Here is a 21,071-nt window from a genome sequence, read left to right as displayed (position 1 = left end):
ATCGATCGTAGCGAGTTTATCGGGCCGACTGAGGCACGCGCCTCAGCCGACGCAGGAAGTGCACGCCCTCGCTATCTCCTTCGATCGTCAGCACATCCCCCTCGACCCGGAACGGCCGCGGCTGATCGGTGCCGGTATAGCTGGGCATCAGGCTGCCTTCCACCCGATGCACGACGATGCCCCGCTTGGCGTCCACTTCATAGGTCCCGAAATAGGCCACGAAGCCATCGTAGGCGGCGCGCACTTCGGCATCGCTGCCCTTGGCGTCGTCGCCCGAGGCGAACGGCGGCGTGGCGGGCGTGCGCATGAGCTGCACGCTCAGATGGCCGGTGGGGTCGTAGACGATGTAGCCCTTGGGGTGCTCGCCATAGGGATGGACGACCTTGCCGGTCTTGATGTCGGTATCGGTGATGCGCTCGACGCGCCAGGTGCCGACCAGCGAGGCGGCCTTGTCGGCCGCGTGCGAAGGCAGGCTGACCGATAGCGCCAGCAGGGCGGCGCAAGCGGCGGGGAAAGCTCGGGCGATGTTCATGCGGTTATCGCGTGGCGGCGTCGGGGCCTACACCCTACCAGCGTCGCGCCGCCCGTTCCTGGAACGCTGTGAGCGACGGATCGGCACGAAGCGCCCGCGGTTGGCCGCGACGCCCGGATACGCTCCGGGCGCCGCGGCCGCATTGCGGATCGGAAGCCCGCCCCTTACGGAATGGTGAACTCCGCCGTGCTGGTCGCGTTGTAGGTGTTCACGCCGTTGGTGGCGTTGTGGACGCAGACCACGGTGATCTTACGGTAGGCGCCGTAGATCCAGTTCGACGGGAAATGCACGTCGACCAGAGCGCCATCGCTCTCTTCGTCGTACTCGGTCGTGTAACCGCCCAGGGCATCGTAGGCGTTGCAACGCACGCTGATGAAGTCCGCATCGACGCGGTTGTTGTTGACGTCGGCGAAGCGCGAGTAGCCGCGAATCTTGACCCGCTTGCCGCCCGCCGGGCCGCTCTCGTAGCCCTCGTTCTGGATCACGCCCTGCAGCACGTAGGTCGGACCCGCTCCGCCACCGCCGCTGCTGCCGCCGCCTTCGCCATCGCCGCCGCATTCGGTGCCGATGGGGCAGTTCTCCTCGAAGGACGGGGCCAAGGGCGCCGCTTTCGCCGCCGGCACCGCGCCGACCAAACCCGCCACCAGTACCGCTGCCATTGCCGTACGCACGATCATGAGTCACCTCCTGTGTGAATTCCTTGATTGCCATGTCGGGGACGAAGCAGGGCCCGCCGCTTGCGCAACGTCGCGATCGACCGGCACCTCTCCCCTATGCGTCGCGGCATCGCTCGCCCTCCTGGGCTCGCGAGCCGCCGCAATAAGAAGAACGCGGGCACCGCGCAGCCTCCCTACCCATTGGGCAGCGCTCGGGAATGCAATATCGAAGTGCATCGCTGTCGCCGGCGCGCGGTTGCATGACCGGAAGCCGGCGCCGCGCATGCAGCCGAACGCAGGCGCGCCGCTTACGCGCAAGGCGTCGGCGCGTCGGCAGGGAACGCAGGAAAGGCGTAGGAGCAGAGATCGAGAACGGCCGGGGACCGTCTCAGGCCACCGGAGCGCACCGCGGCTGGAGTGCGCCGCGATGCCGTCCCGCCAGGGCTCGCCCCTGGCAGCGAAGGACTAAGCGCCCTTCGCGAGACGGGGCGGCGTAACACCACCGCCCCTTTCGCACATGCGACGTCCGCCGCTTACAGACCGATCGCGGTTTCCGCGCTCACGTAAGGCAGGCCGTGCGCCTCGGCGACCGGCTCGCAGGTCACGTGGCCTTCGGAGACGTTGAGGCCGTTGCGCAGGTGGACGTCGCGCGCCAGCGCTTCCTTCCAGCCGTGGTTGGCCAACGCCAGGGTGAACGGCAGGGTCACGCTGTTGAGCGCGAAGGTCGAGGTGCGCGCGACCGCGCCGGGCATGTTGGCCACGCAGTAGTGGACGACGCCGTCGACCACGTAGGTGGGCGCGGCATGGGTGGTGGCGTGCGAGGTCTCGACGCAACCGCCCTGATCGATGGCGACGTCGACGATGACCGAACCCGGCTTCATGGTGCGGACCATGTCGTGCGTGACCAGCTTGGGCGCGGCGGCGCCCGGCACCAGCACGGTACCGATCAGCAGGTCGGCGCGGCGCACCAACTCTTCGATGGCCGAGCGGGTCGAGAACACGGTCGAGATCGAGGTGCCGAACTGGGTGGCCAGACGCTTGAGCGCATCAGCGGAACGATCCACCACGGTGACCTGAGCGCCCATACCCACGGCGATGGTTGCCGCGTGGGTGCCGGACACGCCGCCGCCGAGGATCACGACCTCGGCCGCCGGCACGCCGGGCACGCCGCCCAACAGCACGCCACGACCGCCCTGCGCCTTCTCCAGCGCGTGCGCGCCGACCTGCGGCGCCAGGCGACCGGCGACTTCCGACATCGGGGTCAGCAGCGGCAGCGAGCCATTCGCGGCGGTCACGGTTTCGTACGCGATGCAGATCGCGCCCGAGGCGATCAAGTCCTTGGTCTGCGCCGCATCGGGCGCCAGGTGCAGATAGGTGAAGAGGATCTGGCCCGGGCGCAGCTTGGCGCGCTCCTCGGCCAGCGGCTCCTTCACCTTCACGATCATTTCGGCCTCGGCGAAGATCTGGTCGGCGCCGTCCACGATCACGGCGCCGGCGGCGACGTAGTCGGCATCGGACAGACCGGCGCCCAGACCGGCGCCCGCCTGCACCATCACCTGATGGCCGTGGTGCACCAGCTCTTGTACGGACGAGGGCACGAGACCTACGCGGTACTCGTGGTTCTTGATTTCCTTCGGGACACCAATGCGCATGGTCTGCTCTCGCCGTTGATCTGGCCCCGGCTCGTCCGGCGCCTTGTGGGGAGGCAGTATGGACGAGCAAACATGCACTTATTCGCCAATTTCGTTGCCCCCAGACCTGCAATGCCGCACTATTCGCCAGTATTCCGGCCATTCATCGAATAATATGCGAATGAAATTGGACTCCCGCGATCGCGCCATCCTGCGCCTGCTCCAGGAGGACGGCCGCCTGACCAATGCCGACGTGGCCCAGCAGATCAACCTGTCGCCCTCGGCCTGCCTGCGGCGGGTCAAATTGCTGGAGGAGCGCGGCCTGATCGCGCGCTACGTGATGCTGCTGGACGAGAAAGTGGTGGGCCTGCCCGGCACCGCCTTCGTGCTGGTGTCGCTGGACCAACAGGGGCGCGCCTCGCTGGACGCGTTCGAGGCGGCGATCCAACACCACCCCGAAGTCACCGAGTGCTGCCTGCTCGCCGGCACCGCGGACTACATGGTGCGCGTGGCCTACGCCGACTCCGCCGACTTCGAACGCATCCACACCGAAATCCTGACCCAACTGCCCGGTGTGGTGCGCGTGCAATCGACGCTGGCGCTGCGCACGGTCAAGAAGACGACTGCGCTGCCGGTGTGAGATCGCCGGCGGCCGTCGACGCACCTCGCGCCCCACTCATCCAGTCCTCAATCGAAACAATCGGTCGCCGGCGCCCGCAGGCACCGACGACCGCACTGCAAACACTCAGCTCATCGCGATCGCCAGCGTCAGCACCGCCAAACGGTTGACGTAGGCCGACATCAGATCGGCCTTGTCGAAGCCCTGCGGAGTGAACGCGTCGCACTGGCCGACCGGGGATGCCGTGCCGAAGTTCGGATTCACCAGCGCGTTGGCCGCGGCGATGATCGTCGGCTTATACGCGCTCAGCAGCGCCGGCTCGGCCTGATAGGCCTGCAGCAGATAGCGCATATAGGCGCCCACGCCGGTCTGGTAATCGCCGTAGTCGCTGCCCGGCGGCGTCGCGTTGTACGGGTCCGCGGCGCCTACCTCCAGCCACGGCAAGGGGAAACTGCCGCTGACCGAGCCGTAAGTGCGCGGCCGGAAGTAGTTGGCGAACGTGCCCTTGATCAGATCCGGATACAGGCCGCACACCGGCGGCGGCGAGGCTTTGTAGATCGCGTTCGCCTCGCGCAGGGCGCCGATCAGCAGCCCCTGGTCGCCGCTCCAGGTCATGTCCTTGTTGTACGAGGAATCCCAGTAGATCTCGTTGTTCACCGCATGGAAACTGGACACGCGTTCGCGCACCAAGGACCCGCCCTGCGAGCCCTGCTGCCCGGTCAACAACAACGACTGCAGCGGGTCCGCCGTCTTCAGCATCCACAACTGCCACCAGGCGATCTGATTCTCCCAAGCCTGATTGCAGGCCGCGAGATTGAAGCCCACACCGCTGAAGTACGGCGCGAAATCCGGCCGCTTCGCGGCCTGCGACAAGCGCAGGCTCAGCAGCGCATAGACCGCGTTGGTGACGGTGTTCTGAATCGGATTGAGGACGTCGCCACCGCCGCTGTTGTACTCGGCCGACGGAAGGGGATGCTCGGTGGCGGTGAACGGCGAGTTCCAGATGCCGCCGGGCGAATAGCGCGGACGCAGCTTGGCCTGCATGTCCGGCGTCACGCCCGGCCAAGTCTGGTCGATGTAGACCCAGCAATTGGGCGCGCCCGTGTTTTTGGTGTGGGTACTGGCGAAGCTCGCCCAACCCGGCGGATCGAGGTAGGGATAGACCCCTTGCGGACCCGACGCCGTCGACCAGCCCGCGCCGTACATGTAGCACCAGGAGTTGATCGCGATCTTGAGGAAGTCGTAACGGTGCTGAGCCGCGAAGCCCAACTCGGCCGCCCGCAAGGCGGCGATGCCGATCCAACCGAAATCGTCCCACCAATTGCCTTTCTTGGTCGGATCCAATGCGGTCAACGCGTCATCGGCATAGTTCGTGCTGTCGGTGCCGCTGACCACGAAGTAATCGAGCAGGCTGTCGAACGCGCAGGCGGTGCGCCAGACATTGCCGGCCGAATCCCATAACGGCAGGATCTGTTTGAACAGTGCGGTCGCTTCGGCCAGATAGGCCGCTTTGTCGGCGGGCACGCCTTGCTGCGTGGCCCCGCCATCCTGAGTGTCGTTCATGGCTTCATCCTTGAGCTGGGTGATAGGGAGCTGCGGTCTGTGCTGCTCGTGGTGCGTGGGCAGCATAGCCCCGCCCAGGGCCGCCACCCTGACGCCCCATCCGTTTTCCATGACGCGCGGCTACGTTCATCGGCCTGGGCGGCACGAAGGCGCGCCCCTCCCCCCGCGCCCCCAGCCTGTCGGAACCCCGGCCCGGGCTCGAGCGGATATCGATCCTAGCGATACGCCCCAAGTGGCGGGAACGAGGCCGCCAGCGTTGCGAATCGCTCCGATTCGCAATCAGGGGCGGCGCAACCGCAGGGGTGGTCGGCCCCATCGCGCGAGGTATCGCGCGCATGGCGGACGCGTTGAACGAGAAGCTAATGCGCGCCTTACATCTGCCTAACAATGTGCTAATGGTGACTTAATCGGGGAGCGGAATGATGCCGCTCCATGCGCACTCATCCCCACAAAAATACCGACCTCGATCTGCGGCCATCCGGCCTGGAGGTGGATTCCGACGATGCCGTCCGCCCCGAAGTCGAGTCCTTCATCGCTCAGGTGTACCAGTTGCGATACGGCGCGCGCCTACGCAATTTCCTGCCGCGACTGATCGCATTCCGGGACCAGACCAATGCACTGCACGCCGCGGTGGGATTGCGTGGCGGCGCCGACGGCCGACTGTTCGTCGAACAGTACCTCGACGAGCCCGCCGAGCGCGCCATCGGCGATTTCGTCGGGCGGCCGGTGAATCGCAACGAGCTGGTCGAGGTCGGAAACTTCGCGGCCGTGTCGGCAGGGCAAAGCCGCGAGGTCATCGTCGACCTGACGTCGCGCCTGCATCGCAGCGGCTATCGCTGGGTGCTGTTCGTGGCCACCCGGCAGTTGCGCAACGCCTTCGATCGCCTGCACCTGGCCACGGTGGAGATCGCCGACGCCTCGCCCGCGCGCGTGTCAGGCGATTCCAGCGACTGGGGCCGCTACTACGAGACCCAGCCCAAGCTGATGTTCGGCGATCTCGCGGCCGGGTACGCCTACCTGACGGAGGCCAAGCGGTCGACGGTGGCCGCCGACGCGCAGTCCGAGAAGACGCTCGCGGGTGCGCGGTCATGAGCATCGGGCGACTGATAGAAGAACGCGTCGGACCTGCGCTGCGCGTGACCTGGAACGGCGGCGATCTCAGCGACGATGACTTGCGGGCACGGGTTTCCCGAGTGGCCGAACAGCTCGCGGCGCCGGAGTTGCGCTGCGTCGCCAGCCGCCTGGACAACGGCCCCGACTGGCTGATCCTGGATCTCGCACTGCGCCGCCAGGGCATCGCCCATGTACCGGTGCCGACCTTCTTCAGCCCCGCGCAGATGGCCCATGCCCTGTCCGACAGCGGTGCCCAGGCCTTGGTGCTGTCCGACCAATCAGCGCCCCCCGGCGACGCGGACATCGCCGTCTCGCAGGAACTGGCGCCGGGCCTGCGGCTATGGCCGCTGAGCGCGGCCGCGGTGGCGCTGCCGAATGGCACCGCCTGCGTCACCTACACCTCGGGCACCACCGGCGCCCCGAAGGGCGTGTGCCTGGACGAAGCGGCCCTGTACCAAGTGGCGCAATCCCTCGCCCAAGCCGCACAACCCTTGGCGCCGCGCCGCCATCTGTGCCTGCTGCCGCTGTCGACCTTGCTGGAGAATGTCGCCGGCGTGTACGCCGCGCTGATCGCCGGCGCTGAAATCGCGGTGCCCCACCTCGCCGAGATCGGCTACACCGGCGCCGCCGGACTCGACGTGCCCACCCTGTTGGCGTGTCTGCACCGCTACCGCCCCGAAAGCGCGATCGTCGTGCCGCAGTTGCTGCTGGCGCTGGTGATGGCGGCCGAACATGGCGCCGCCTTGCCGGACTCGCTGCGCTTTCTCGCCGTCGGCGGCGGGCGCGTCGGGCCCGCCCTGCTGGCGCGCGCGCAAGCCGTCGGCCTGCCGGTCTACGAGGGCTATGGCCTGACCGAATGCGGCTCGGTCGTCTGCCTCAATCGCCCGGGCGCCATCCGGCCCGGCAGCGTGGGCCAGCCCTTGCCGCATGCGCGCGTGACGGTCGTCGACGATGAACTGTGGGTCGAAGGCGTGCGTTGCCTGGGCTATCTGGGCGCCGACACACCCGCTCCCGGCGCGATCGCCACCGGCGATCTGGGACGAATCGACGAGGACGGCTACGTCTACATCACCGGCCGCCGCAAGAACGTCTTCATCACCGCCTTCGGCCGCAACGTCTCGCCCGAATGGATCGAGAGCGAACTGCTGCAGCACCCGATGTTCGCTCAAGCCGTGGTGCATGGCGAGGCCCGCGAATTCAACGTCGCCGTGGTCTGGCCGCGGAACCCCGCGCTCACCGACGCGCAACTGCGCTCGGCGCTGGACCAGGTCAACGCGCAGCTGCCCGATTACGCGCAAGTGCGCGACATCGTGCGTGCCGATGCGGCCTTCAGCGCCCTCGACGGCTTGATGACCAGCAATGGCCGGCCGCGACGCGACGCGATCTTCGCGCGTTACGCCGATGCGATCGAGCAGCGCTATCCGTCTTCCTCTCCCCCTATCGAGACAGGAGTACCCGCATGACGTTCCACGAGCGCCTCTTGGCGCAGACCCAGCGCGAGCGCGAAGCGCTGATCGCGATTCCCATCATCCAGACCGCCTTGGCCGGGAAAATCGAAAGGCAGGACTACATCGCGTTTCTGACCCAGGCCTTTCATCATGTGCGGCACACGGTGCCGCTGCTGATGGCCTGCGGCGGGCGGCTCCCGGCCCGCCTGGAATGGCTGCGCACCGCGATCGGCGAATACATCGAAGAAGAAATGGGCCACCACGAATGGGTGCTGGACGATCTGGCGGCCTGCGGCTGCGATCGGGCGGAGAAGGCGAACTCGGCCCCGTCGCAAGCCACCGAACTGATGGTGGCTTATGCCTACGACACCATCGCGCGCGGCAACCCGGTCGGATTTTTCGGCATGGTGCTGGTGCTGGAGGGCACCAGCGTGGCGCTGGCCACGCGCGCCGCCGAGACCATCGAGACCTCGCTCGGACTGCCGCGCAACGCGTTCACCTATTTGCGATCCCACGGCGATCTGGATGTCGAGCATACCGGCTTCTACGAGCAGCTGATGAACCGCCTGGAGGAGGAAGAAGACCGCCAGGCGGTGGTGCATGCCGCCCGACGCTTCTACAAGCTCTACGGCGACATCTTCCGCACGCTGCGCGAAGAGTCCGACGAACTGGCCGCCGCCGCATGATCGCGCTGCGCGACAAGACGGTGTTGCTGACCGGCGCCAGCGGCGGAATCGGCTCCGCGCTGTGCGACGCGCTGGTGGCGACGGGAGCCCGCGTGATCGCGGTCGGCCGCAACGAGCCGGCCCTGGCCGCCTTGGCGCAGCGCCACGAAGCGGGACGCGTGACGCCGCTGGCCGCCGACTTGTCGAGCGCGGAGGGGCGCGCGCGCGTGATCGATCTCGCGCGCCGTCTGTCGCCATCGCCGTCCGTCGTCATCCTCGCCCACGCCCAGAGCGCCTTCGGCTTGTTCGAGGATCAATCGCCCGCACGGCTCGAACAGTTGTTCGACACCAACCTGGTGGCGCCGGCGCTACTGATCCACGACCTGCTTCCGATACTGAAGCAGCACGAACGCGCGACGGTGGCCGCGATCGGCTCCACCTTCGGCAGCCTGGCGTTTCCGGGGTTCTCCGCCTACAGCGCCAGCAAGTTCGGCCTGCGCGGGCTGATGGAAGGCCTGTCGCGCGAGTACGCCGACACCAACCTGCGATTCCAATACCTCGCGCCTCGCGCGACGCGAACGGCCTTCAACTCCGAGGCGGTGAACAGCTTGAACCGGGCGATGAAAGTCGCCCAGGACGAGCCCGCCGCGGTCGCCGCGCAAATCATAGTGGCGATCGAACAAGAACGACCGCGCATGCAGCTGGGCTGGCCGGAAAAGCTGTTCGCGCGTTTGAACGGCGCGTTCCCCAGCCTGATCGATCGAAACCTGAAAGCGCAGCTGCCCCTGATCCGGCGCCACGCGCGCCCCTGATCGCCGCCCCCATTACCGAGGAACCAGCCATGTTCGATTTCCGCATTCGTCGCGCGTCCCTGCTCGCCGGCCTGCTGCTCGGCGTCGCCGCCCTGCCGTGCCTGGCCGCGCAGGCCGTTCTGCCCGCGCAAGTCGCGACCGTGCAAGACCGCTGGGCGCAGATCAACTACAACACGCCCAAGAAGCAGCGCGAATCCGGGTTCGAGGCCTTGGCCAAGCAGGCCGCCACCGTTCGCGCCGCGCAGCCCGGCAACGCATCGGCGTTGATTTGGGAAGGCATCGTCCTGTCCAGCTTCGCCGGCGAGCGCGGCGGCCTGGGCGCCTTGAGCCTAGTGAAACAGGCCAAAAAGGACTTCGAACAAGCCCTGGCCATCGACCCCAAGGCATTGGACGGCGCGGCCTACACCAGCTTGGGCGCGTTGTACTACCAGGTACCCGGCTGGCCGATCGGCTTCGGCGACGATGCCAAGGCGCGCGAACTGCTGAAGGCCGGTCTTCAGGTGGACCCCGACGGCATCGACGCCAACTATTTCTATGGCGACTATCTCCAGGACCAGGGCGATTGGAAAGCCGCCGCCGCGTCGCTAGAGAAGGCCCTGGCCGCGCCGGCCCGCCCTGGCCGCGAACTGGCCGACCAGGGCCGTCGCAAGGACATCCAGGCCTTGCTCACCAAGGTCCGTTCGCACCTTGCCAGCCGGTGATCCAGCGAAGACACTGCCCGCATGCGCATCCTGCTCGTCGAAGACGATTTGTCGCTAGGCGAAGGCATCCGAACGGCATTGCGCCGGGCCACCTATTCGGTGGACTGGCTGCAGGACGGCGTGAGCGCGCTGGCCGCGATCAAGGACGGCGGCATCGACTTGGTCGTGTTGGACCTGGGCCTGCCGCACATGGACGGCCTGGAAGTGATCCGCCAGGCCAGGCGCACGGGAGACGGCCTGCCCATCCTCGTTCTGAGCGCGCGCGAACGCGCCAGCGACCGCGCGCTCGGGCTGGACACCGGTGCCGACGACTACCTGGGCAAACCTTTCGACACCAATGAGTTGTTGGCGAGGGTGCGGGCCCTGATTCGCCGCACGCAGGGGCGCGCCGATCCGATAGTGCGCCTGGGCAACCTGGTGCTCGATCCGGCGACGCTGCTGGTGACGTGGAGGGGCAAGCGCTTCGATCTGCCACGTCGGGAGTTCGCCTTGCTGCATCTTTTGATGGAGAACAAGGGCCGGCCCATCAGCCGCGAGTCCGCGCAGCAGCGCTTGTATGGCTGGGATGAGGATGTCGCCAGCAACGCGGTGGACGTGCACGTGCACGCCCTGCGCAAGAAGCTTCACCCCGAGTTGATCCGAACGCTGAGGGGCGTGGGCTACGCTATCGACGACAAGATCGCTCACGCCGACGGATAGAGCGAACACTCATGGGATCCATCCGCAACAGACTATTGGGATCCCTGCTGGGAGGGACCACGGCCGTGCTGTTGGTGGCCGCGTTCTTCAGCTACCGCGCCGGCCTGCAGGAGGCCGGCGAGATGTTCGACGCCAAGCTCGCGCATTCCGCGCGGGTGCTGATGAGCCTCGTGGACGAGCCGCTGGCCGACCTGGCCGAGCACCCCGGAAACCCGATCGAAGTGAAGGTGTGGCACGGCAACGCCAGCGGCGTCGGCGACGCCCTGGCGTTCTCCACGGGTCATGCCTACGAGACCAAGCTGGCGTTCCAGGTGCGCGACGCCACCGGCAAGATACTGCTGCTTTCTGATAGCGGCCCCCGTACCGGCCTCGCGCCGCTGGTGCCCGGCTACGGCAACGCGGTATTCGACGGCGAGCAGTGGCGGACCTTCACTCTGAAGACGCCGGCGGGGCGTTGGTATCAATCGGCCGAGCAATCCGCGATCCGCAGCGAGCTGGCCGAGGACATCGCCTTCGGCACCATGCTGCCGCTGTTGCTGGCCTTGCCCGTGCTTGCGCTACTGGTGTGGCTGGCGGTGAGCTGGGTCACCCGCACCATCCAGGACGTGTCGGACGCGGTCGCTCTGAAGGATCCCAGACAGCTCGAGCCCATCGTTCTAGCGAAAGTACCGACCGAAGTGCATGGCATCGTGCAGGCGATCAACGGATTGCTGTCGCGACTGAACGATGCGCTGCTGCGCGAACGTCGCTTCACCGCCGATGTCGCGCACGAGCTTCGAACGCCCTTGGCCGCTTTGAAGGTTCATGCATTCAACGTCCGCCAGGCGCCCACGCAGGACGAGAGAGCCCAGTCGCAGGGCTATCTCGACGACAGCATCGAGCGCATGGAGCGACTGGTCAGCCAAATGCTGATGCTCAGCCGACTCGAATCGCGCGAGCGCAAGCCGCAGATGGACAGAATCGACCTGTCAGTCGTGGGCAACCGGCACTTCCGCGACTACAGCGCCCTGGCCGCGGCCCAAGGCAAGACCCTGACCATGTCGGCGGCGTCGGTGAGCATATTCGGAGAAGAGCTCGCGATCGACGCCCTGATGCGCAACCTGCTCGACAACGCATTGCGCTACAGCCCCGCACCCGGGGCGATAGCCCTGCGGGTATCCCGCGACGGCGACTCGGCGGTGCTGGTGGTCGAGGATTCCGGGCCGGGGATCGCGGAAGACGCCCGCGCCAGAGTGTTCGAACGCTTCTACCGCGAACTGGGCACCGGCGTGGAGGGCAGCGGCCTGGGCCTGTCCATCGTCGCCGAAGCCGTGTCCCTGCATCGCGCGCAGATCGCGATGGACCGCTCGCCCGAGCTGGGCGGCTTGCGCGTCACGGTAACCTTCGCCGCCGTTTGATCTATACGGCGGGTCGCTTTCGAAAAGCGCCAGCGTCCGCACTGCTCGACGTGGCGCCGGTCCGTGCGCAGGTAGAGCTGCCGAAGATGGAGCCGGAATGGACTTTCGCCACTACCGCCAGCGAAAGCCTCCAAAGACGAACTCCGACGCCGGGCTTTAATCCCGAATTTCGGCGCCAGTCACCAAACCAGATCGTCGGGCACCTTGAACTGCGCGTAGTACGCATCGTCTTCGGCCGTCGTCGCGGCAGCACCGGTGTCGGAAGCCAGCCCATGATCCAGCACGATCATGCTGGCATCGCGCTCGCGGACCTTATCCCCCGCCGCGCGCGGCAACAGTTCGTAGCGTTCGCCCAGGCAGGCGATCACGAGCTCGCCAGAGGACAACTTCTTGCGCAGATCCTCGTTGACCAACAAGGTGCGGATGACCCCGCCCGCGGTGAAGCGGTACTCGCTCTCGCCCGAGCGCGGCACCTTCCTGTCCTCGATGATCTGCCGCGCCTGCGCGCGCAGTTCGGCGACCCGCGCCTGTGCCTTTCGCTCCGCCGCCAGCGCGCGGTCCCGCTCGGCCTTTTCGGCCCGCGCCCGCTCCGCCTCCAGCTGGGCCTCGCTGGGCCCAGACGGCCCCTTTGCATGCCGCGCTTTGTTCTGCTCGCGCGCGACCTCGGCCACCTTGGACTTTTTGACCAGGCCGGCCTTGAGCAACTGTTCCTGAAGGGGGTTTGCCTTTGCCATGGCGCGGGTTCTTGCTGGGGGTTTCTGGGCATCATACCCCCACCCCCGCCGCTCTTCCCCTGGGATGGAGGAGACGTTATAGCGGGGATCTGCGCTTGCCTTGCAAGGGGGTCGGATATGGGAGCAGGCAGCTCTTTATGACCTCCGGCCAGCGCGTCTCGTGAAGTGCACACTCACCCCACCGCTGGCCCGGAGGTTAGCGTCAACCGACATCCATCGGAGTGTCGACTCCCCGGCCTTCCGGTGAGCTAGCATTGCTCTGACGTCGCACGGATGAGCAACATGGAACGCAGTATCGAGGCTCTGCAGGAGGCCATGCGGGAGTTCGCCCTGGCCCGGGAATGGGACCAGTTCCACACCCCGAAGAATCTGGCCACCGCCTTGTCGGTGGAAGCCGCGGAACTGCTCGAACATTTCCAATGGCTCACCGACGCTCAAAGCCAGGCCCTGGACGAGTCCAAGCGAGCGGCCGTCGCCGAGGAGATCGCCGACGTCCTGCTGTACCTGATCCGCTTCGCGGACAAGCTCGGCATAGATCCGATCGAGGCAGCCTGGAAGAAGCTGGAGGTCAATGCGTCCAAGTACCCGGTCGATCTGGCCAGGGGCAATAGCAAGAAGTACACCGAGCTATGAGCGACGGCCACAAGGAGGGCGGCCATTGATTGTCTACCAGTCGACGAAGTCGAAGTTTCTCGATGACCACGACAACCTCGATATCGAAGAGGTCATCGCGCATGGATACCTGCAGCGGACCGGCCGCTATGCGCCAGACGCCGAAATGCGCTCGTGGAAGGCCTCTTTATCCGAGATGGCGAAGGTCCTACGGGACGGGGACATCGCCGAGGACGTCGGCGTCGGCATCGAATTCGGCATACCGCAATCGGCGAAACGGATCGACTTCATCCTGTCGGGCCAGGCGGAATCCGGATCGCCTAATCTGATCATCGTCGAACTCAAGCAATGGTCGCAGGCCGCACTCACCGATAAGGACGGCATCATCCTGGCGCGTCGAGGCGGCTCCGCCCCACCGACCGAAGGCACCCACCCCAGCTATCAGGCCTGGTCCTATGCCACCTTGCTGGAAGGTTTCAATGAGGCGGTCTACGACCACGGCGTCGCCCTCAGCCCCTGCGCGTACCTGCATAACTACGTACGCGACGACATTATCGACAATGCCAGATACGACGCTTACACGCAGAAGGCGCCCCTGTTCCTGAAGGGCGAAGAGGAGCGTCGCCGCCTGCGCGAGTTCATCAAAAAGCATGTCCGACGCGGCGACAATGGCGAACTCATCTACCAGATCGAGAACGGCCGTATTCGGCCGTCCAAAGCATTGGTGGATAGCCTTGCCGGCATGCTGAAAGGCAACCGTGAGTTCGTGCTTATCGACGACCAAAAGGTCGCTTTCGAAACGGCCGTATCGGCCGGAAAGCGCGCCTCCGAAGATCGAAAGCAAGCGGTCATCGTTCAGGGCGGGCCGGGCACCGGAAAATCCGTCATCGCCATCAACCTGCTCAACCATCTTTCCAAGCTTGGCCTGGTCTGCCAGTACGTATCGAAGAACGCAGCGCCCCGAGCCGTGTTCAAAGCTAAGCTCACCGGCAGCTTCAAGACCAACGCGATCGACAACCTCTTCAGGGGATCGGGTGCATTCACCACGACTGAGCCCAACGCGTTCGATGCCCTGATCGTCGACGAAGCGCATCGTCTGAACGAGAAGTCGGGCCTGTACGGAAATCTCGGCGAGAACCAGATCAAGGAGATCATTCAAAGCGCCAAGTGCGCGATCTTCTTCGTCGATGACGACCAACTGGTCACGCTGAGCGACATTGGCCACTCCCGAGAGCTGGAGCGCTGGGCGTCGCAACTGGGCGCCGAAGTGACCCGCCTGCAACTCGCCTCCCAGTTCCGATGCAACGGGTCGGATGGCTATATCGCCTGGCTCAACAACATGCTGGGCATCGGCGAGGTCGCGGATGAGCTGGTCAGCGACTTCGATTTCGACTTCCGTGTAGTCGACTCCCCGAACGAGCTACATCGCCTCATCGAGGATAAGAATGCCGCGAATAACCGCTCGCGCGTGGTCGCCGGCTATTGCTGGGACTGGATAAGCAAGAAGCATCCGGAGCGGAACGACATCGTCATCCCGGAACATGGCTATGCTCGCAAATGGAACCTCAGCCAAGACAGCAGCCTCTGGATCGTCGCCCCGAACTCGATCAATGAAGTTGGGTGCATCCACACCTGCCAAGGGCTCGAACTCGACTATGTGGGCGTCATCATCGGGCCTGACTTGGTAGCGCGATCCGGTCAGATGACCGTCAATCCCGAAGCGCGCTCCAGCAACGACCGCTCTATTCGAGGCTGGCGCAGTTCAATGCGCAGAGACCCGGACGCGACACGTGAACGCCTGGATCAGGTCATTCGAAACACCTACAAGACGCTAATGACGCGCGGCATGAGGGGTTGTTATGTCTATTGCGTCGATCCTGAAACTCAGAGCCACTTCAAGCGCCGACTAGAGCAGCCGTAGCCGCTGGACAATCTGATCGCTTGACATAGAGATAGGGGCCGACTTGATTCTCATGAGCTCGACCTAGCGCGCGTCTCCGGAAAATGCACTCTGGCCCATTATTTCTGAGGTTGGGATACGTGGGCCAGGAGTGGGCGCATGTTGACCTTAAGAGTCTCTAGTACCCGCCTCTAAGATAGATGGGTGGCATTCACTTTCTGCGGCCACATCGAAAAGGCAAAGCCGAAAGTGCACACTGACCCCGGATTTCACTCAGTTTAAGCAGCGCGCCTTTTCTTCGGCTTCTTTTCATCCGTCACTTCCTTCGCCGCCTCCTTCTCAAGCGCTTCCTCATCCCGCCTGATTGCATCCTCCAAGTCCAGCAACGGTAGGACAATGCCACTGATCCGGTCGCTCGGGTACCAGTAGTCGAAGCCGTCTCCGGCACCTTCGATGTTGATCATCGTTGAATCCAAGCCAGCATCGACGTCCATGTAAAGATTCACCAAATTCCGCTCGTCTGCCCAATAGGCGCTTGAAGATCCGTTGGTGAAATAAATCGACGTGTACCTGATTTTCTGGAAGTACGCATCGTCGTCGATCAGTTCTTCTTCTATGAATGCTTCCGCGACCGTACCGAGAAACGCATCGGAGGCTTCTCCATCAAACAGAGGGCGGAGCGAAGCGATGAATTGGTCCCACGCTTTCTCATCGCCACCCGCCATGCGGCCCTTTTCGTCAGGCTTTGGAAGCGCAGCAATAGCTGCATCCCAGTCGAGATCCATGCCATGCAGCTCATCAAATGCGCGATAGATTTCGGCCGGATATCCCTGATACGGCAGATCGACTTCCCAATCGCCTTCCACTTCGTCGCAGTTGTCATCAAGGATCGTGACCTTCTCGACGGTTGCCGGGCGGAAAATGATCATCTTGTTGGCAAGACTCGGAAACGTCACCCACTCGAATTCCTTGTCCAGCCGCCTGAGGTCTCCCGAGAGCCGTTCGACCGTTCCCAGAGTCACGGGAAACCATTTCGAGTATGGCTGCCCCGGAAACTTCACTCCGACATGGCCCCAGAACCCGTCATGGGCTTTGCCCACGAAGGCGTGATACCTCGGGGTCGGTAGGCGACGCGGGTTATCGGGATCGAAATTCAACAGGTCATCGACACTGGTCCCGAATAGCAGGGCTAGATCACGCAGGGCGGTCAGGTTCGGCTCGGCCTTGCCCGTTTCCCACCGCCCAATGGTCTGCTGGGTTGTTTTCAGGCGTTCAGCCAGTTCCTTCTGCGAGTAACCGGCAGATTCCCGGAGAGCTTTCAAACGCTTCATTGCGATCCCCCATAGACAGATCCGCACAATAACACCTAAATCGTGTTTAAACACGATTTAGGTGTTTTGGATGAAGCCTGCCGGTCTGGAACGGGCTGACAGGCCGCTTGGGGCGCTCCGCGATTTCAAGGGGTCAGCAAAATGGGGGCCAGCAAAATGGGGTCGGAATGCACTTTCACTACAACCACCAGCGAAAAGCACTCCAAAAGTGCACGCTGCCTCCAAACCCCATTGATTGGGCGAGGCCTAAAATGCGCCAATGCCGGCGCCCCTTTTCAAGAGTGTTGTTGACTGATTCTCTGAACGAAACCTGGGCCACACGTGCTACATACGACTTGCGACAACTCCAAAGAAAAGGCCGGCACCAGGCCGGCCTTAGTCAATGGCTCACCGAACTTCGTTCTGCGGCCAACGACATTCGAAGTTAACGCTGATGATGGTTCCAGGCCGAAGTGCTTCATTGCCATCTTTGAAAGGCGACATGGATGTAAGCGCCACCGGCGGCTTCAGGCATGTGGCCTGCATAGCCTGCAGAAGATAGCCGAAGCTCATTCCTAGCGAGTCATCAACAATTTCGGCAGTGACCATACCTTTTCCGGTCTTCGCGTCGAACGATACCTGTGCATTTTTCACCGGCACCGGAGCAGCAATACGCGTCAAGGAGCCGTAGAACCGGCCTATCGCGAGCCCCACAACCAGCCCAACTACTGCTGCAAACACCCACCTCAAGCGCTGAGGCTTACTGCTTGATCCAGTGTCCATATCCGCTCCCGAGGATGAGGTCAGAGTAAGGTGCACTTTCACAATAACCACCAGCGAAAGGCATCTAAGAGTGCACTCTGCCTCCAAACTGGTTGGGCGAGGCCAGAAATGCGCCGATGCTAGCGCCCTTTTCAAGAGTATTGTCGACTGACTCTCTGAACGAACCTTAAGGCCGCGCCGGAGTAATTTTGGGGCCGGAAATCATGCCCTTAGCCGTGCGAGCTATGTACGACTTGCGACGACCACAAAGAAAAGACCGACACAAGGCCGCCTTTAGTCAGTGGCCTACTGAACTTCGTTTTCCGGTCGACATTTCAACGCGACGACTGCGGCGCACTAGAGAGCCAACCCCTGTCAAGTTTCAGCCTTCTATAGCTATTTCCAGCTTTTGTAAGAATAGCGCGCTTGAAGTACTGCTCGCGAAATCGGAATGGCGCGTCGGCCAATATAACCTCAAGCCTGGCGCGGTCGATCGGTGAGTCCCAGGCGAACGGAAAAGCGAACGTCGGCTGGAGGAAAATGCCATCCCGATCAAAGATGATGCCCAGATGCGAGCCAGCGCAGATACCATCATCGATTCGCCATTTGAAGTCATAGCACACGTCGAACCGGATATGTGTTCCGTCTTGGCGGGGAAAGCCTGGGGCGCGGAAGTAGATATCCGTCAGCTGCGGAATGGTCGTATCGTCCAAGCACCATGCTTGGAATTGGCTGTAAGTCGCTGCTTCCTGGAAACCTGTCGGCTTCCCAAATGCGCTCTCAAGTTCGTCAAGCGTGGATTTGTCTGAGCCATAGCAATGCAGTCGAATTCTCTCCGTGGAACGGAATCCGCCTAATGTGTGTTTCTCCAGGAAGGATTGGGTCTGCTGCCAGGCATTCTTGGTGTTCCTGACGCGTGATCTGTGACCGAAGCCTGCGGATTTGGGTGGGCCATACAGCAGGTGCTCCGTCATACCCACCTCACGTGGTTCGCAGTTGAAAAGAACGTGCTTTGGCGAGGCGCGAGAGGTGGAGACGTGAGTTTGAACGTCGGGGGTTGGTGGGCCCACCAGGATTCGAACCTGGAACCAAAGGATTATGAGTCCTCTGCTCTAACCGTTGAGCTATAGGCCCGCGCGTCGGGGAATTCTACGGGAGCGGGCCGCGCGGCATAAGCCGGGCTGGGCGTGCCGGCCAGGTACGCCGGAGGTGGTCGCGCCACTGGGCGCGGTGCGGCCGCTGCGGGCTCAGGGCTGGGAGGACATCGAGTACGGCCGCCGCTTCGGATCCGTCGCCCAGGCCTTGTCGGGCTGCGCCTGCATGGTGAAGCGCAGCTCACCACCGGCCAGGATTTCGTCGTGGCGCAGGTAGGCGCGGTCCAGCGGTTGGCCGTTGAGGGTGGCGCGGCCGATGTAGGTGTGGGCCTCGTCCAGGCCGTCGGCGATCACGCTGAAGCGCTTGCCGTTGGGCAGCTTGAGGGTGGCGCGCGGGACGAAGGGGCGGCCGATCACGTACTCGTTGCTGGCCGGGGCCACCGGGTAGAAGCCCAGGGCGGTGAATACGTACCAGGCGGACATCTGGCCGAGGTCGTCGTTGCCGGCCAGGCCGTCGGGGCGCGGGGCGTACTGGGTGGCCATGATCTGCTTGAGGCGTTCCTGGGTACGCCAGGGTTGGCCGGCGTAGGCGTACAGATAGGCTACGTGGTGGCTGGGTTCGTTGCCGTGCGCGTACCAGCCGATCAGGCCGGTGATGTCTTCCATGTGTTCGAAGATCTTGGGGTCGACCTTGGCGTCGAAGACCTGGTCGAGTTTGTCGACCAGTTTGGCGTCGCCGCCGAGCGCGACGGTCAGACCGGCCACGTCCTGCGGGACGTACCAGGAGTACTGCCAGGCGTTGCCTTCGGTGTAGTCGCTGCCGTAGCCGCTGACGGTGGGGTCGAAGGGTTCGCGAAAGGCGCCGTCGCGCTTGCGCGCGCGCATGAAGCCGGTCTTGGCGTCGAAGGCGTGTTTCCAGTTGCCGGCGCGCTTGTTGAAGTTCGCGGCGATGTCCTTGCGGCCCATGGCCTGGGCCATGCGCGCGATGGTCCAGTCGTCGTAGGCGTATTCCAGGGTCTTGGACGCGGCTTCGCCTTCTTCGTCGATCGGCACGTAGCCCAGTTGCATGTATTGGGCGATGCCGTCGTAGGGGCCGTAGCTGGCGCTGGCGACCATGGCCTGCAGGGCTTCGTCGGCGTCGTAGCCGCGAATGCCTTTCATGTAGGCGTCGGCGATCACCGGCACGGCGTGGTAGCCGATCATGCACCAGGTCTCCTGGCCGTGGAACGCCCACACCGGCAGCACGCCGTAGGGGCTTTCGCGGCGCGAGGCCAGCAGCGAATTGACGAAGTCGCTGTTGCGTTGCTCGGGCTGCACCAGGGTCAGCAGCGGGTGCAGCGCGCGGTAGGTGTCCCACAGCGAGAAGGTGGAATGGTGGCGATAGCCCTTGGCCTGATGCACGGCGTTGTCGGGGCCGCGATAGCGGCCGTCGCTGTCCATGAACAGGCTGGGGCCCATCAGCGTGTGATAGAGCGCGGTGTAGAAGCTCTTGCGCATCGGCTCGGGCGCGTCGAGATCGACCGCCGATAGCGCCTGCGTCCAGCTGGCGCGCGCCTGCGCGCGCACGCCGTCGAAATCCCAGCCGGGGACTTCGGCATCGAGATTGGCGATGGCGCTGTCCTCGCTGACCGGCGAGATCGCGACCTTGACCACCAGCGACTGCCCCGCGGCGTCGGCGAAGTCGAAGGCGCCGACCAGCTGGCGGCCTTCGATCTGCGCGCGCAACGCGGGCGTCTTCTCGGCCGGCGGCGGGAAGCCCTTGTAGATCACGTCCTGTTCGGTGTCGTGGAACTGGTGGCCGCTGAGCGGGCGCGAGAAGCGCATCGCGAAATAGAGCTGGCGGCCGGGCGCCCAGCCGCGGGTTTCGCGGAAGCCGGTGACGGTGCCGTCGGGACGCAGGCGCAGGCGCGACCACAGCACCTTGCCGGGGTAGTCGTACATGCTGGTGCGCAGGTCGATCAGCACGTGCGCGGGCTTGCCCTTGGGGAAGCGGTAGCGATGCACGCCGACGCGTTCGGTGGCGGTGAGTTCGGCACGCACCTGGTAATCGTCCAGGGTGACGGCGTAGTAGCCGGGCTGGGCGACTTCGTCGTCGTGGCGGAAGCGCGAGCGGTAGCCGCTGCCGGGCTTGCCGTCTTCGCCGCGCTCCAGGCGCACCTCGCCCGCGATCGGCATCAGCAGCACGTCGCCCAGGTCGGAGTGGCCGGTGCCGGAGAAATGGGTGTGCGAGAAGCCGACGATGCTGGTGTCGTCGTAGCGGTAGCCCGCGGCCCAGCCGTAGGCCTCCTTGCGCGGCTTGATCTGGGTGTCGGGACTGAGCTGGACCATGCCGAACGGCACCACCGCGCCGGGAAAGGTGTGGCCTTCGCCGCCGGTGCCGATGAAGGGATCGACCGCTGCGTAGGCGCGGCGACCGGCGTCGTCGGTCGCGGGCGGTGGGGCCGCGGCGGCGAGGCCGCTCATGGCCCAGGCCAACAGCAGCGGCCAACGCAAGCGGCGCTTCGGCGTGGGTCGCGGGGACGAGGTATCGGCAGGCATGGACGGCTCCGGCTGGGCGCGCCGGGACGGGCCCGGTCGGGGCGCTGACAGTGAGTTTAGATCGTTCTAAACCTCGTAAACGCTAGCATGTGGCCAATACGCCCGCATGCTGCACCGCAGAATGCAAGGCGCTGCACCGGGGCGCAGCATGCGATGCAATTAGACCGATCCAACGCATGCGCCCCTGCCTTGCTCGACGCCATGGCCGCACCCCGTCGGCGCCGACCCGCGCCCGCCTTGGCCGAGCGACTTTGGGCGGCACCGCCCACGATCCGCGCCCCGCCA

The 21,071-nt window shown here is 64.6% G+C and carries 19 protein-coding genes and 1 tRNA gene; 10 read left to right on the top strand and 10 right to left on the bottom strand.

All coding sequences use genetic code 11. The annotated features are described in order from the left end of the window. Window positions 1–16: 16 nt before the first annotated feature. From ASE35_RS08220 to ald, 3 genes are all read right to left on the bottom strand, one after another. A complete protein-coding gene (locus ASE35_RS08220; RefSeq protein ID WP_057163534.1) occupies window positions 17–532 on the bottom strand; it encodes a lipocalin-like domain-containing protein in 516 nt (171 codons plus the stop codon). A 164-nt stretch (window positions 533–696) separates the two neighbouring features. Beyond that, on the bottom strand, window positions 697–1,209 hold the full coding sequence (locus ASE35_RS08215) for a hypothetical protein (protein WP_056178051.1): 513 nt from the start codon (window positions 1,207–1,209) through the stop codon (window positions 697–699). A 512-nt stretch (window positions 1,210–1,721) separates the two neighbouring features. Then, window positions 1,722–2,840, bottom strand: a complete 1,119-nt coding sequence (gene ald / locus ASE35_RS08210; RefSeq protein ID WP_057163533.1) for an alanine dehydrogenase — start codon at window positions 2,838–2,840, stop codon at window positions 1,722–1,724. 160 nt (window positions 2,841–3,000) lie between these two features. Between ald and ASE35_RS08205 the strand changes: the two genes are divergently transcribed. Next, window positions 3,001–3,459, top strand: coding sequence for an Lrp/AsnC family transcriptional regulator (locus ASE35_RS08205; RefSeq protein WP_157489361.1), 459 nt, complete (start codon window positions 3,001–3,003; stop codon window positions 3,457–3,459). Between the two features lie 105 nt (window positions 3,460–3,564). Here ASE35_RS08205 and ASE35_RS08200 read toward each other — a convergent pair whose 3' ends face one another. Next, window positions 3,565–5,001, bottom strand: coding sequence for a hypothetical protein (locus ASE35_RS08200; protein ID WP_057163532.1), 1,437 nt, complete (start codon window positions 4,999–5,001; stop codon window positions 3,565–3,567). A gap of 432 nt (window positions 5,002–5,433) precedes the next feature. Between ASE35_RS08200 and ASE35_RS08195 the strand changes: the two genes are divergently transcribed. The 7 genes from ASE35_RS08195 to ASE35_RS08165 are packed head-to-tail and all read left to right on the top strand — an operon-like array spanning window position 5,434 to window position 11,836. Beyond that, a complete protein-coding gene (locus ASE35_RS08195; protein ID WP_057160209.1) occupies window positions 5,434–6,093 on the top strand; it encodes a thermostable hemolysin in 660 nt (219 codons plus the stop codon). Next, a complete protein-coding gene (locus ASE35_RS08190; RefSeq protein ID WP_057163531.1) occupies window positions 6,090–7,577 on the top strand; it encodes an AMP-binding protein in 1,488 nt (495 codons plus the stop codon). The genes ASE35_RS08195 and ASE35_RS08190 overlap by 4 nt, the downstream gene beginning before the upstream one ends. Further along, on the top strand, window positions 7,574–8,248 hold the full coding sequence (locus ASE35_RS08185; RefSeq protein WP_056178039.1) for an iron-containing redox enzyme family protein: 675 nt from the start codon (window positions 7,574–7,576) through the stop codon (window positions 8,246–8,248). The genes ASE35_RS08190 and ASE35_RS08185 overlap by 4 nt, the downstream gene beginning before the upstream one ends. Then, window positions 8,248–9,039, top strand: coding sequence for an SDR family oxidoreductase (locus ASE35_RS08180; RefSeq protein WP_057163703.1), 792 nt, complete (start codon window positions 8,248–8,250; stop codon window positions 9,037–9,039). Before ASE35_RS08185 ends, ASE35_RS08180 begins: the two co-directional genes overlap by 1 nt. A 29-nt stretch (window positions 9,040–9,068) precedes the next feature. After that, window positions 9,069–9,740, top strand: a complete 672-nt coding sequence (locus ASE35_RS21950; RefSeq protein WP_057163530.1) for a hypothetical protein — start codon at window positions 9,069–9,071, stop codon at window positions 9,738–9,740. Window positions 9,741–9,761: 21 nt separating this feature from the next. Beyond that, window positions 9,762–10,439 carry a response regulator transcription factor gene (locus ASE35_RS08170; RefSeq protein ID WP_056178035.1) on the top strand — a complete coding sequence of 226 codons (678 nt, stop codon included), beginning with the start codon at window positions 9,762–9,764 and terminating at the stop codon, window positions 10,437–10,439. Window positions 10,440–10,450: 11 nt separating this feature from the next. After that, on the top strand, window positions 10,451–11,836 hold the full coding sequence (locus tag ASE35_RS08165; protein ID WP_057163529.1) for an ATP-binding protein: 1,386 nt from the start codon (window positions 10,451–10,453) through the stop codon (window positions 11,834–11,836). A 179-nt stretch (window positions 11,837–12,015) separates the two neighbouring features. Here the strand turns inward: ASE35_RS08165 and ASE35_RS08160 are convergent, their stop codons facing one another. Beyond that, window positions 12,016–12,570, bottom strand: coding sequence for a DUF2058 domain-containing protein (locus tag ASE35_RS08160; RefSeq protein ID WP_057163528.1), 555 nt, complete (start codon window positions 12,568–12,570; stop codon window positions 12,016–12,018). 282 nt (window positions 12,571–12,852) lie between these two features. On the opposite strand from ASE35_RS08160, the gene ASE35_RS08155 reads away from it, so the two are divergent. Both ASE35_RS08155 and ASE35_RS08150 read left to right on the top strand, forming a co-directional pair. Then, window positions 12,853–13,203 (top strand): nucleotide pyrophosphohydrolase, encoded by a 351-nt coding sequence (locus ASE35_RS08155; protein ID WP_057160638.1) that lies wholly within the window; start codon window positions 12,853–12,855, stop codon window positions 13,201–13,203. Window positions 13,204–13,228: 25 nt separating this feature from the next. After that, window positions 13,229–15,103 carry a DUF2075 domain-containing protein gene (locus ASE35_RS08150; RefSeq protein ID WP_057163527.1) on the top strand — a complete coding sequence of 625 codons (1,875 nt, stop codon included), beginning with the start codon at window positions 13,229–13,231 and terminating at the stop codon, window positions 15,101–15,103. Window positions 15,104–15,360: 257 nt separating this feature from the next. Here ASE35_RS08150 and ASE35_RS08145 read toward each other — a convergent pair whose 3' ends face one another. The 5 genes from ASE35_RS08145 to ASE35_RS08130 form a co-directional block, all read right to left on the bottom strand. Further along, window positions 15,361–16,413, bottom strand: a complete 1,053-nt coding sequence (locus ASE35_RS08145) for a helix-turn-helix transcriptional regulator (protein ID WP_057163526.1) — start codon at window positions 16,411–16,413, stop codon at window positions 15,361–15,363. A 387-nt stretch (window positions 16,414–16,800) separates the two neighbouring features. After that, window positions 16,801–17,175 carry a hypothetical protein gene (locus ASE35_RS21150; protein ID WP_157489360.1) on the bottom strand — a complete coding sequence of 125 codons (375 nt, stop codon included), beginning with the start codon at window positions 17,173–17,175 and terminating at the stop codon, window positions 16,801–16,803. Window positions 17,176–17,489: 314 nt separating this feature from the next. Beyond that, window positions 17,490–18,128 carry a hypothetical protein gene (locus ASE35_RS21145; RefSeq protein ID WP_157489359.1) on the bottom strand — a complete coding sequence of 213 codons (639 nt, stop codon included), beginning with the start codon at window positions 18,126–18,128 and terminating at the stop codon, window positions 17,490–17,492. Window positions 18,129–18,212: 84 nt separating this feature from the next. After that, window positions 18,213–18,288 (bottom strand) — tRNA-Ile (locus ASE35_RS08135). Between the two features lie 113 nt (window positions 18,289–18,401). Next, the gene (locus ASE35_RS08130; protein ID WP_082611183.1) at window positions 18,402–20,786 is read right to left on the bottom strand and encodes a GH92 family glycosyl hydrolase; all 2,385 of its coding nucleotides are present in this window, start codon (window positions 20,784–20,786) and stop codon (window positions 18,402–18,404) included. Window positions 20,787–21,071: the final 285 nt, after the last annotated feature.

This window comes from Lysobacter sp. Root916, from assembly GCF_001429785.1.
In the GTDB taxonomy this organism is placed as follows: Bacteria; Pseudomonadota; Gammaproteobacteria; order Xanthomonadales; family Xanthomonadaceae; genus Lysobacter.
This window is presented reverse-complemented; position numbering and strand designations above follow the sequence as displayed.